The following is a 12247-nucleotide window of genomic DNA, read 5'->3' on the forward strand; positions in this document are numbered from 1 at the left end:
GGGGAGGTAGTCATGATGTTGTTTTTTTTGATATCTTGGGCGAGTTCTTGCCTCGGTAACGCTGGCTGCCAAGTCTGATCCAGATAGCGTGAAACTTGATCGTCGCTGTTTTGAAGAGACGATGAGTGGGCTCGTGGGTAAGTTTCAACTGCACAAAGGAAGTATTTAATCAGCTATCTTCCGTTTGTGTTTTGGCGTCCTAAGGGCGGAGTTTCTTTTATGGGCGTTTGCCAGGCTTGAGCCGCCAGCGGTCAGCGTTGGCGAGTAGGCGCTTCTGTATTTCTGACGGGTAGTCACTCAGGGTTGTCAGTGGTGGGACTGGCTTGCCGGGCATTCCTGCTTCGCGAATGACCTTCGGCCAATGTGGCCTCCAGCACAGCATCAGGCTCACCCAGTGTGCAGTGCCGATAATGACGAAAGCTGGCCAAACCATGAGCAGGATGGCTTTCAGTAACCAACTGCTCTTGCGGAAGAATCGACCGAGGCCTTCGAATTGAGCGCTGAATGCCCGGATAGGGGAAGGTAGTTGGGTGCTCAGGCGTGGGCGAGGGACGGACTCCGGGCCTTCTTCCATGTATCGGCGGATGAACTCCCATTCGTCACGCAGCTCACTGCCACCTTGGCCTTGCTTGCCAAGAAATGCCACTTCCATATGGGGAAGACCGGTTCGGCTAGGGTGCCATATCAAACCGAGCCTCACCCCTAAACTGCAGGCGTCATCCTCAGGGTAAGTTGCCGTGCTTGCTGTTGTTTTCCACGGAAATGTAACGATCCCACCACAATAGCTAGGGCGATGTAGGTGAACCTGCTGGGTTTTTCGATTGAAGCGAATGAGGAGGTGGCGGCTGGTGATTATTTCCAGACGAGTAAGGTGAAATCCATATTTCGAGTAGAGGTAAATTATGGCTGCGTCAAGTGATAGCATGATCAACGTGGTTAGCATTGAAATAGGGGAGCGCATTGCTGGGTCGGTGATGTCTATCCAGATAAATCCGAGGGCCAAAAGTGTGGCTGTAAATATCATTGGGGCTATTCCGCCTAACGTTGCAAGTGTAATGAGTCCGCGTTTCTCTTCTGTTCCCCCGCAGCGCATATCCATATAAGTGTCATTGAAAGAAAATACGGGGCCGCGCGTGCGAGGGGTGTTGCTGACTGAATTGAAATGTATTTCCTCTTTTAGGTCGCTCTCATAGAAATCTTTGATGGCATATGTGTCATTCGCTGTTGCTTCTGCATCGGTTGCTTTTCGTCTGGGCTCTGGCTCGATGGAGGCTTGCCAAAGTCCCCATTCAATAAGATACATTACAGGACCTCGCTGAATGCAGCATGTAAAGCCGCTAGCTCTTCTTGTTCGTCATAAGGTTTCGAATGATTGTCGATGCGGTAAGTGCTGTGCTTACACCACTTTTCTAGAGCGTCGTCTTCAAGTACGAAAATGATCAGCGTCAACGCTAGACCGATCCAGAAAGCTCCAAGAATTAGCCGTGAGAGCAGTAGGCGAGCAGCTTGTGTTCCCAGTTTCGCTGCAAGCATTCCCATAGAACGGCCTAGTAGAGTTGTGATTCTGCTTTTGCTGCTCTGTGCTAGATAGTCGAAAAATGGCTTTGCAATCGCAATGGCAGATCCTAATTCCGCCAGCGATAGTGTTATTGTCGCCATCGCACGTGAAGTGTAAGCAGTAGCTAGAAGCTTAGACTCCTTCCGCCTCTGCACAGTAAGTCCCCCTAAACTTCTTTTAAAGTGCTCAATCCCATCCGCAAAATCCCACCACGCCAGAACCATTCCCCCCATCCCAGCCAGTCCAGCCCCCCAGAGCTTCAATCGCCCCAAGGTTACCACTGCACCTTTCCCCGTCACGCTATTTGCCCCATAGCGTGTCACTACCTGCTCGACATAGCTGGCGCCAATTTCGAAACCTGCTGCCGCGGAGGTCATGGCGGCAGCCATGAGTTCTGTTTTTAGTCGCTCATCACTGTCAGGCAACTCCTGCGCCTTGAACGCCATCAGCATCCCTTCCAGCAGGCACACTAAGGCAGAGACGCGGACTTTGTAGAAGTCACTCTTGTTAGCCTGCATCAACCCTTCCGCCCACGCCTGATCCAGGTAGCGTGCAACTTGGCCACTGCTTCGCTGAGGGCTCAGTACCTGGCCACCTCGAGCCGCTTCGCCCAGGCGAACGTCGACAGCTGTCTGATGAACCGAAGCGAACAGCGTGAGGCGCAGGCCATAATGTAGTGCACGGTCCATGCTGTTGGGCGCTGCGGTGCTCAGCACCTGCCGACCAAGCGCGGCATACCAGGCGTATAAACCGATGCTTGCGGTGCTGCTCTGGCTTTGTAGCTCTTCGTACAGGGTGTTGATACGCGCAAAGGCATTGGCTGCGGTGTGTGCCTGCCGGGCGAGCGATTCCGGCAACTCCAGGGACGATTGTGATGGCGGTAGGGCTTTGGCGGCTTCACGCAGGGCTGTGAGTTCTTTGCGAATATCATCCTGGTTGTAGGTGACGCCCCGCATCGCCAGGTTCGCCCGCTCACCCGGCGCGCTGCGCCACCAGTGATCCAGCAGTTTCGAACCCAGCTCACTGAACTCCATGCCGATCACGCATTGGCCGCTCTGCTCGGCAAAGGCCAGGCCATTGATCAGGTCGGAGTTGTCGTAGCGATCCAGCGCCTGCAGCAGTCGTTCGCTAATCAACCAGCGCACATGGTCCTTGGCACGGTCTTCTGCGGCCTGTTGGGCGTGCTGCATAACCTGCTCGAAACTTTCGAGCTGAGTGTGCATCGCTTGGCGGTCGACCAGGTATCCGTACTTCTTGTCGAACTTGGCCTTGAACTCCCCGGCGTCTTGGCGGGCCTGGACTTTGGCACGGACCTCACGTTCGAACTGATCCAGATGGGGCTTGATGCGTGCATCGTGTTCGTCGGCCTGCTTCCTGGCCCGTTCGGAAAACGCGTAGAACTCTACTGGTGTGGTCGGTTGGTTACGAATGGTCTCGGCCATGACTTCGCGTTTGACGATCTGGTCGGCCATCATCTGCGGGTAGAGTCTCTCTATTTCCAGGAAGGACTGTGCGACCAGCAGTTTGCGTTCGTTGTCTACGCCGGGTTCCACGTTGCGCCGCAGCCATTGTGTCCGCACGTCATCAATGGCCGCATTGCGCCACGCATTGAGTTCCTGCGTGATGCCAATGGCATCCTCGATCACGATGGCAGCACCACGTGGCTTGGTTTGATTGACGGCAGGTGCCAGCGCCTGCCGTGAGGCCTGCGGCGACACGATCTGGCCGCTATTGAACGGCTGCATGTCCAGCAGCGCTTTCAGTTGTGGGTCGTCCTGTGCCTTGAAGTCGGCCACCCAGTCCAGTTGATCGTATTTGAGCACATGGGCTTGCGGCGGTGCATCGGCGGGCTGGATGAAGCGCTCGATATCGATCGTTGGCAAGCTGCTGCGGTATTCATCTTCGAGCAGGCGGTAATTGTCGAGCATGCGCGGTGTCAGGGGGGAGGGGCTGAAGAGTGGGCGTAGCTCCTGGATATCATCCAGGTCGTACAGGGTGATGGTCCAGCCGAAGCCGCGAATCATCTCATCGAGTGTGGACGAACTGGAAGCGGGCTCCCAAGGGGCCTCGGCACTGATGTATCGCAGCGAGCCGTTCGAGGCCACCCGATACTGACTGTGCCACTCATATTCCTCAACCCGTTGGCGCTTGATCAGCAGATAGAGAAAACCCTCGCGCAGGGGGCGAATTGCGTAGCTCGATTGGTTGAGTTCGCCGACATCCTGGAAAGGGGCCAGATGGCTGGGTAACTTAGGCAAACGGGTGCGTTGGGCTGGCTTACCGCCGATGGCGGCGTAGCGCAATGGCAGTAGTTCGAAGCGACGTGTGCAGGAGGCGACCGGGCTGTTGCTCAGGGCCGGCTTGTAGCCGGAATTGATTCGTTTGCACAGCTCGAGGGTTTCGATGAGTGAATTCATGAGTAGTCCTCAGACTGTAGAACGCAGGTAGGCCTGCATGTTGTCGATCAGAGAGGATTGCTGGTCGCGGGTGGCGGCAAGCGCTTCTTGCCAGGCCGGCATCTTGCTGAGTAATTCGCCATTGCGGGACATCATCAATACATAAGTGATGAGATCGTCTTCACGGCTCAGGCCTTGTTGACAGGCTTGTGTCAGGTAGTGCTGTATCAGGCCAAGCCGCGTACCGTGGCAGTTAGTGGCCAATGTCGGGCCGGACTGCTCGTGCTTGAGCAGTTCGGCAAGCTGATAGCACAAGGGGTCACCCGCCAATGCTCTCCAGCACTTCTCATCGAGTGTGATAGGTGGAACGTGAGTGGCTTGCGGGCGATTATCGCCAGAGATCTGCAGCCACAGTTTTTTGTGCGGGTTAGCCACGGGAGCCCACCAGCGATGGATTGGCGCCAGCCACTCGCTGACGCCCGGCAGGTCACGTCGCGCATCCAATACCTGCAGACTGGCGGCAGTGTGGTAACGCAGAAGGTACAGCTGCCCGTGAGTTCCAGTGACAATATTGGCTTGGCTCAGATGTTGCGCTAATTGTGCGGGTGGCAGCGCGCTGACAATCCAACCGCATACAGCATCAACTGCACTTTGGGCGAGCTGCCATTGAAAGTCGTACTGGGCCGATACACCAGCACCAGGTCGAGCGCCGATCAACCAAGGACCTATTGTTCGCAAGTTGGAGAATTGAGCTTGCTGCAGAAGTGGCCAGCTTCGCTCTGAGTAATATTGCGTCAGCTTTTCGCGCGTTGAGGGGAGGAGGTTGGCCATTTCGACAATGGCGCTCAGTCGATACCGATCAGACTCTTCCAGCACTTTGACCAGTGCGTTGATGAATGGGTTGTGCATCAGCTTACGTCCTCCATGCGGATTATGTTGCGTCCGTCCGAGATCGCCTTGAGTAGGCAACTGAGGCAAATGGGCTCACCGGGCTCCGGCACGCCGGAGATCGATGTCGTGTGTTGGCTACCCTCCGATTGCTGGTTGATCGGCCCTGTGAACGTGAGCGCCACGCCATCCAGCGTGACGCCGGAGCCATCGATCCGTAGTAAGCCCGCAGGGCTTTTTATAGTTAGGCTTTCGCTGACCTCGATGTCATAAACCTTGGTCGTATGCCGGATGGCATCTCCGGTTTGCAGTGTGCTGTGGCCGGCAACCACCTGTTCGAGGTGGCCGCCGATTTCTATCGAATGGTTAGCTTTCGTTATGTCCTGCCGGTGGTTGCCTACTGTTTCGATTCGGTCTTGGCCAGTGACAATGGTGTGGGTGCGGCCGATGGTCAGGCTGTCGTCGTTGCTGATTTCATGCAGTCGGTTCTGCCCAATGCTGACGGACTCATCCCGTGCTACATCCTCGCTGCGGTCCTGCCCAATCGAAATCGTTTCGTCGCGCTCGACACGCTCACTGCGGTCATTCCCGACTTGTGTGGTCTCATCATGCTTGACCACATTGTTCTGGTCCCTCTGCGCATGAATGAACACTTCCTCCTGCCCCAGCTCATCCTCGAAGCGCAGTTCATTGAACCCCTTGCCCTTGTGGGTCTGGCTCTTGATCGTCATGCGCGTCTTGTGCTTGGGCAGTTCGTAGGGCGGTAGCTGGTTGCCGCAATAGGTGCGCCCGGTGATCATGGGTTGGTCGGGGTCGGCATTGACGTATTGGACGATCACGTCCTGGCCGATGCGCGGGATGGCCATCGAGCCCCAGCTACCCCCGGCCCAGGCTTGCGATACCCGCACCCAGCAGGAACTGAACTCGTTGTCCTTGCTTTCCCGGTCCCAGGGAAAGCTGACCTTGACCCGGCCCCACTCATCGCAATAGATCTCTTCACCGGGCGGGCCGACCACGGTGGCCATGTGCGGGCCGTCGATGCGCGGCTTGGGCTGGGGCTCGGGGCGCCACTCGGCCATGCCGGGGACCAGTACGGCGGTCTGCTCGTAGCGTGTGCCCTGATGGGCACCGGCCGCTTCTTCCTCGAGGCTGGTGAGCTGGCTGCCCTCATGGGTGACGCGGATCACCCGCCAGTGCGCGTTGAGGTCTTCGCGCGGGTGGCCGACGAGGTTGAAGCTCAGGCCCGGTTGCAGGCGCGCGTCGTCGCCCTTGACGTCGGCGATACGGGCGTCATGGCGCAGGGCCGTGAGGCGGGTTTCGGTGAAGGGCTTGCCGACCGCATCGCGCTTGTAGCGGCCGGGGTAGTCGAAGCGCTCATACGCCAGCGCCGGGTGAACGACCTCAGGGGCGTTCGCGGCATGTTCCTGGCGGTAGCCAGGGTTGGTGAAGGTGTAGTCGCGCTGCACCTGGCGTGTGCTGCGCACCTGTTCGCTGTAGCGCAGGCGTCGCAGGCAGGGCCTGGGTTGGTCGCCGCCGCTGTTGGCCAGGTACAGCACGGTGTGGGGAGCGGTGGGTTCATCGTCCTCGAAGAAGCCGTCATCCTCGTCGTCGTGCTCGCGGGCCCCTCGGCTGATCAGCCCCAGCGACAGCAGCCGGTCGGTGATGAGCAGCTTGTGCTGCTTGGCACTGTGCTCGAAGCGGTAGACGAAGCCTTCCTCGGCGGCCAGGCGGGTGATGAACTCGAGGTCGGTCTCGCCGGCCTGGACGCAGAACTCGCGAACCTGGTGCTCGAAGCTGGTGCCCAGCTCGAACTGGGTGATGCCCTGGCGCTTGAGCATCAGTTCGAGGATCTGTGGGACGCTCTTTTGCTGGAAGATGCGCCAGTTCGAGCGCAGGCTGGCGCGGGCCAGTTGGGGTTCGACGAGGGCGTGGTAGTAGGTGCGGTGGAAACCGCTCTCGCCCTGGCTGAAGCTGCTGACCAGGCCGTGCACGTAGCGCAACGGGCGTTCGCCGCGCCAGAGGGTGAACAGGACGGGTTTGTCGAGCAGTTCGCCGAAGGCGACATCGTCGTCGAAGCTGACCAGCTCCAGGTGCAACGTGAAGGGTGTGCTGAGGGCTTCGTGGAGCTTGAACGACACCACCTCGAACAAGGCGTTGCCAACAAGGGGCTGGAAGCTGTAACGCAGATCGGATTGGCTAGGCATGGCAATTCTCGAAGGGCAATGGCCTTTGTTTGACGAGGTCAATCCCGCAACAACTTGATGCGGGGTTATCGAACAGTTGCCTGTTACTGCTGCAGAATGCCGTCGAGTGACTGTAATACCTCCGTAGTAATCAGGTTCAGACGGTAGCTGTAATAGCTATATATACCTGCCATGATCACAGCGGAGATCACCAGAGGAACCCACCATGGCAACTGTCGTTTCATACGAAAGTTACGAGGGGCGACGTTGCTCAATGGGTCGCACAGTTCTTTCGGGACCGGACCACGAAGTTCTCGAATCACTGCGTATATTTCGTTGAGCAGCGCTTGCAATAATTCGTCGCCCCTGGGCTCGATGGCGTACTTGCCTTTCAGGCCAAGGCACAAGCACAAGTAAGTGAATTCCAGAACGTCCTTGAAACGCTGCGGCTCCTGCATCATCTGTGACAGGATCTTGAAAATTTTCTCGCCACCTTGGGTTTCCTGGTGGAAATCACTCAGCAGTGGCCGCTCGCTCCAGATAGAGTTCTTGCCCCACGGCCTGCACATGACGATTTCATCGAGGTGCAGGCACAGTGCATATGAATAGGCCTGCAGTTGGGCGGGCTCATAACCTTTCTGGGCCATTTCCTCAAGGATGGCCGAAATCTGGTTGTGCACTTTCTCGCGCACTTCGACGATATGGGGAAGCGCGTCCAGTGTCCGTAAGCGCATCGCCAGTCCAAACAGAGGCATTGCGGCATCAACCATTGGGTTGGCGTAGCCACCACGCAACCGGAACTCGGGGTCGGCTGGGTAGCCTATGGGCTTCGATGGAGACCTAGGTGGGGAGGTGTCATGGGACGAGGGATTATTGATCCATGCGGATTCTTCGAGCAAAACCTGTACTCTGCTTTCAGTGACGTCATAAGCACGGCTTGCCGTATTGCTTTTCTTATTACGCAGATCGGTTTTATCGAACATGGGTGATCCTCATGAGCAGCCAGGGTGCTTAGGGTGAGCCTGAACACTAGCGAGGAATCACTTCTTGGGGGATTTTTAGCTTCCTAAAACTTTGTAGGATATTTCGCTATCTGAACTTCGTAAGGCGTTATTAGAAACAAGTGGTTTCAAATGCTAGGCGAAGTAAGAAATAGGCTGCCGAGTGGCGGGAAAAAACGATCGTTGTGAGGCACATGGAATTTTTTCAACCAGGCCGGCGCAAGGTCTTCTGTTTGAGAATATACAAGCTCACCAGCACCGCGCTGGCGAGCATGAAGGCGCGCGCCCAGAACAGCGGTACCAGGTAGCACGACAGGCTGATGCTGGCCCACATCAGGCCGATGGCGTAGACCTTGCCCCTGAGCGGGATGCCGGCGCCGCTCAGGTAGTCGCGGATCCACGGGCCCAGCTTGGGGTGATGGACCAGCCAATGGTGGAAACGCGGCGAGCTGCGGGCGAAACAGGCCGCCGCGAGCAGCAGGAAGGGCGTGGTGGGCAACACCGGCAAGAAGATTCCCAGCACCCCCAGCGCAACGCTGAGCCAGCCAATGGCCAGCAGCAGGTAGCGCACAGCCGGCTCAGTGATGGCGCGGCTTGAGCAGGGCCGGTTTCTCGTCAGGGGCGTGCAGCAGCAGGAACAGCGCGGTCAGTGCCTCGGGGATCTGCACGATCATGTCGTCCTGCAGGCTGGCATTGCTGGCGATGTCGGCGAACTCGGGTTGTTCGTCGAACAGGCCCGAGCCGACCATGATCGGCAGCAGCATCTCGCTGACTTCCTCCTCGGCGTTCTCGAACCAGGCTTCCTCCCGCAGGAAAACGCCTTCCATGAAGCCGATGCACCAGCCGCGCAGGTCGGAATCGTCCGGCTCGTCGGTCAGGTCCAGGTCGCAAGGCAGCTCGAATTCGTCGTCGCTGGCCAGCTGGCGGCCGATATGCGCCTTGAGCGCCACCAGCGTGGCCTCGATCTCGGTGCGCTGGGCTTCGCTGGCGTAGTGGGGCTCTTCGGCGAACAGCGCGTCGATCCACTCGCGCTCGGGGACGTCTTCCGAGCAGATCGACAGCGCGGTCAGGTAGCCATGGGCGGCGACGTAGTCCAGCGCTTCCTCGTGCAGATCGTCGGCGTCGAGGAAGGCTTGCAGGCGGGTCAATTGCTCGGCGAAGGACATTACAGGGCTACCTTGGGGGAATAAACGATAGTGAATTCTAGCACCTTGCGGCGGATGCGGGGCAAAGGGAACGTCTGTCGCGGGAAGATCCCGGGGCACCCTGTGCAGCCGGGCAGTGGGGTATAATCCGCGATTTTTCATCCAGGGGCGCCGTTTCCCGGTCCTCCGGCAAAAGCCGCTTACGCATTCACGAGTGTGGGCAGCGGGTTTTTCGTCCAGCCTGTGTCCAGGATGGTATGGCGATTTTGGAGTGTGCAATGCTCGAACAGGCTCAGCGTGTCCTCAAGGATATCTTCGGCTACGACAGTTTCCGGGGGCGCCAGGCAGCGATCATCGAATGCGTGGCCAGTGGCGGCGATGCGCTGGTGCTGATGCCCACCGGTGGTGGCAAGTCCCTGTGCTTCCAGGTGCCGGCGCTGTTGCGCCCAGGCCTGGCGGTCGTGGTCTCGCCGCTGATCGCGCTGATGGATGACCAGGTCGCTACCCTCGACGAGCTGGGCGTAGCCGCTGCGTCGCTGAACTCGACCCTGAGCCCCGAGCAGCAACGCGAGCTGGCCGGGCGCCTGCGCCGCGGCGAGGTGAAGCTTTTGTACCTGGCGCCGGAGCGCTTGGTGCAGCCGCGCATGCTGGAGTTCCTGCGCACCCTGGACATCGCCCTGTTCGCCATCGACGAGGCCCACTGTGTCTCGCAATGGGGCCACGACTTCCGTCCCGAGTACCTGCAGTTGGGCCAATTGGCCGAGCTGTTCCCCCATGTGCCGCGCATCGCCCTGACCGCCACGGCCGACATGCGCACCCGCGAAGAGATCGTCCAGCGCCTGCACCTGCAGGGGGCCGAGCGTTTCCTGTCGAGTTTCGACCGGCCGAACATCTTCTACCGCATCGTGCCCAAGGAGTCGCCGCGCAAGCAGTTGATGGCGTTTCTCGGCGAGCGGCGGGGCAACGCCGGTATCGTCTACTGCCTGTCACGCAAGAAGGTCGACGAAACCGCCGCCTTCCTCTGCGAGCAGGGCTTCCCGGCCTTGCCCTACCATGCAGGCCTTGCCGCCGAGACTCGTTCGGCCAACCAGCACCGCTTCCTCAACGAGGAAGGGCTGATCATGGTCGCCACCATCGCCTTCGGCATGGGCATCGACAAGCCCAACGTGCGCTTCGTCGCCCACCTGGACCTGCCCAAGTCGCTGGAAGCCTACTACCAGGAAACCGGCCGTGCCGGCCGTGATGGCCTGCCGTCCGACGCCTGGATGGCCTACGGCCTGCAGGACATGGTGATGCTCAAGCAGATGCTGCAGAACTCCGACGGCGACGAGCGCCACAAGCGCATCGAGCAGCACAAGCTCGACGCCATGCTCGCCCTCTGCGAGGAAACCCGCTGCCGCCGCCAGGCCCTGCTGGCGTATTTCGACGAGGTCCTCGAGCAACCTTGCGGCCATTGCGACAACTGCGTCGACCAGATCCAGACCTGGGACGCCACCGAGCCGGCCCGCCAGGCATTGTCGGCGGTGTACCGCACGGGCCAGCGCTACGGCGTCGGCCACCTGGTCGACGTGCTGCTGGGCAAGGACACCGAGAAGGTGCGCAACTTCGGCCATGAGAAGCTTTCGGTGTTCGGTGTCGGCAAGGCCATGGCGGAGGTCGAATGGCGTTCGCTGTTCCGTCAACTGGTGGCCCGTGGCTTGGTGGACATCGACCTGGAGGGCTACGGCGGCCTGCGGCTGTCCGACAGTTGCCGGCCGCTGCTGCGTGGCGAAGTGAACCTGCAACTGCGCCGCGATCTCAAGCCGCAGGCCGTGGCCAAGGCCTCCGGCGGCAGCCCGGCCAGCCAATTGGTGCGTGGCGAGGAGCGCGAGCTGTGGGAGGCCCTGCGTGCCCTGCGGCGCAAGCTGGCCGAGGAACACAGCGTGCCGCCGTATGTCATCTTCCCCGACTCGACGCTGCTGGAGATGCTGCGCAGCCAGCCGACCAGCCTCGCCGAGATGGCCCAGGTCAGTGGGGTCGGTGCGCGCAAGCTGGAGCGCTACGGCCAGGCCTTCCTCGAGGTGCTCAACGGCGGCAGCGGCGAAGCGGCGCCGAAGGTGGTGCTCGACCTGCGTCACGAACTGGTCAGCCTGGCTCGCGCCGGCATGACCCCGGCACAGATCGCCGGCCAGCTCGACTGCACCGAGAAGAATGTCTACAACTTGCTGGCCGAGGCCATCGGCCGCCAGGAACTGAGCCTGGAGCAGGCCCTGGATCTGCCTGAGGACCTGTTGATGGAGGTGCAGGACACCTTCCTCGATGGCGAAGGCGAGTTGCCGCCGGTGTCTGCGGTGATCCCGCAGTTCGGGTCGCGGGTGCCGGAGGGGGTACTGCATTGCGTACGGGCGGCGCTGGCGGCGGAGTTCGAACTCTGATCGCCGGCATTTCGGCCATCCGCTGACCTTTGTCATCCTTTTTGACGATTATCGGACGTTTCCGGGCTGGCGAGCCTTGCCTGTTGGCCCGGGGCATGGTTAGCTGACTAACAATTAGTTCTATCCATAGAGTTGCTTATGCCCCTGACCGACAACCAACACCGCTTCGGCATGCAGCTGGCGCAGATGTCTCGCGGCTGGCGTGCCGAGCTGGACCGCCGCCTGGCTGGGCTCAATCTGTCCCAGGCCCGCTGGCTGGTGCTCCTGCACCTGGCCCGTTTCGAGGAGGCGCCGACCCAACGCGAGTTGGCCCAGAGCGTGGGCGTCGAAGGCCCGACACTGGCACGCCTGCTCGACAGCCTGGAGAGCCAGGGGCTGGTGCGTCGCCAGGCGGTGATGGAGGATCGGCGGGCCAAGAAGATCCTGCTGTGCCCGCCGGCCAAGCCGTTGATCGAGCAGATCGAGACCATCGCCAATGCCTTGCGGGTGGAGCTGTTCACCGGGGTCGACGAGGCCGACCTGGAGGTCTGCATGCGGGTGCACGCCAAGATCCTCGCCAATCTCGAGAAGTCCTGAGCTTCGAGCTACAAGCTTCAAGCGGCAAGCCACAAGAACAAGCGGATCGATGTTGCCCACGCGATCCGTTTTTTCTTGCAGCTTGC

9 protein-coding genes are annotated in these 12247 nt (G+C 59.7%); 2 read left to right on the forward strand and 7 right to left on the reverse strand.

Annotated elements, in window-relative coordinates:
* Positions 1 to 217 precede the first annotated feature (217 nt).
* From ACDI39_RS24985 to ACDI39_RS25015, 7 genes are all read right to left on the reverse strand, one after another.
* Positions 218 to 1303 (reverse strand): DUF6708 domain-containing protein, encoded by a 1086-nt coding sequence (locus ACDI39_RS24985; RefSeq protein ID WP_253081794.1) that lies wholly within the window; start codon positions 1301 to 1303, stop codon positions 218 to 220.
* Positions 1303 to 3975, reverse strand: a complete 2673-nt coding sequence (locus tag ACDI39_RS24990; protein ID WP_486537146.1) for a T6SS effector BTH_I2691 family protein — start codon at positions 3973 to 3975, stop codon at positions 1303 to 1305. The genes ACDI39_RS24985 and ACDI39_RS24990 overlap by 1 nt, the downstream gene beginning before the upstream one ends.
* A 9-nt stretch (positions 3976 to 3984) precedes the next feature.
* Positions 3985 to 4863, reverse strand: a complete 879-nt coding sequence (locus tag ACDI39_RS24995) for a DUF4123 domain-containing protein (RefSeq protein WP_253091592.1) — start codon at positions 4861 to 4863, stop codon at positions 3985 to 3987.
* Positions 4863 to 7046, reverse strand: coding sequence for a type VI secretion system Vgr family protein (locus ACDI39_RS25000; protein WP_486537147.1), 2184 nt, complete (start codon positions 7044 to 7046; stop codon positions 4863 to 4865). Before ACDI39_RS25000 ends, ACDI39_RS24995 begins: the two co-directional genes overlap by 1 nt.
* An 83-nt stretch (positions 7047 to 7129) precedes the next feature.
* Positions 7130 to 8008, reverse strand: coding sequence for a type IVB secretion system protein IcmH/DotU (gene icmH / locus ACDI39_RS25005; protein ID WP_253081464.1), 879 nt, complete (start codon positions 8006 to 8008; stop codon positions 7130 to 7132).
* A 223-nt stretch (positions 8009 to 8231) separates the two neighbouring features.
* Entirely contained in the window at positions 8232 to 8597 is a 366-nt protein-coding gene (locus tag ACDI39_RS25010; protein WP_225789759.1) for a YbaN family protein, read from the reverse strand.
* Positions 8598 to 8604: 7 nt separating this feature from the next.
* Positions 8605 to 9192: a YecA/YgfB family protein gene (locus ACDI39_RS25015; RefSeq protein WP_225789758.1), complete on the reverse strand. Its 588-nt coding sequence runs from the start codon at positions 9190 to 9192 to the stop codon at positions 8605 to 8607.
* Between the two features lie 257 nt (positions 9193 to 9449).
* On the opposite strand from ACDI39_RS25015, the gene recQ reads away from it, so the two are divergent.
* Positions 9450 to 11585, forward strand: coding sequence for a DNA helicase RecQ (recQ, locus tag ACDI39_RS25020; RefSeq protein ID WP_253081465.1), 2136 nt, complete (start codon positions 9450 to 9452; stop codon positions 11583 to 11585).
* 138 nt (positions 11586 to 11723) lie between these two features.
* A complete protein-coding gene (locus ACDI39_RS25025) occupies positions 11724 to 12161 on the forward strand; it encodes a MarR family transcriptional regulator (RefSeq protein WP_225789756.1) in 438 nt (145 codons plus the stop codon).
* Positions 12162 to 12247: the final 86 nt, after the last annotated feature.

This window comes from Pseudomonas sp. Tun-23181 (assembly GCF_057415455.1).

What these genes read in the sequence shown, in the direction of transcription:
- ACDI39_RS24985 (WP_253081794.1), bottom strand. Translation starts at nt 1,303, where the DNA reads ATGTATCTTATTGAATGGGGACTTTGGCAAGCCTCCATCGAGCCAGAG.
- ACDI39_RS24990 (WP_486537146.1), bottom strand. Translation starts at nt 3,975, where the DNA reads ATGAATTCACTCATCGAAACCCTCGAGCTGTGCAAACGAATCAATTCC.
- ACDI39_RS24995 (WP_253091592.1), bottom strand. Translation starts at nt 4,863, where the DNA reads ATGCACAACCCATTCATCAACGCACTGGTCAAAGTGCTGGAAGAGTCT.
- ACDI39_RS25000 (WP_486537147.1), bottom strand. Translation starts at nt 7,046, where the DNA reads ATGCCTAGCCAATCCGATCTGCGTTACAGCTTCCAGCCCCTTGTTGGC.
- icmH (WP_253081464.1), bottom strand. Translation starts at nt 8,008, where the DNA reads ATGTTCGATAAAACCGATCTGCGTAATAAGAAAAGCAATACGGCAAGC.
- ACDI39_RS25015 (WP_225789758.1), bottom strand. Translation starts at nt 9,192, where the DNA reads ATGTCCTTCGCCGAGCAATTGACCCGCCTGCAAGCCTTCCTCGACGCC.
- recQ (WP_253081465.1), top strand. Translation starts at nt 9,450, where the DNA reads ATGCTCGAACAGGCTCAGCGTGTCCTCAAGGATATCTTCGGCTACGAC.
- ACDI39_RS25025 (WP_225789756.1), top strand. Translation starts at nt 11,724, where the DNA reads ATGCCCCTGACCGACAACCAACACCGCTTCGGCATGCAGCTGGCGCAG.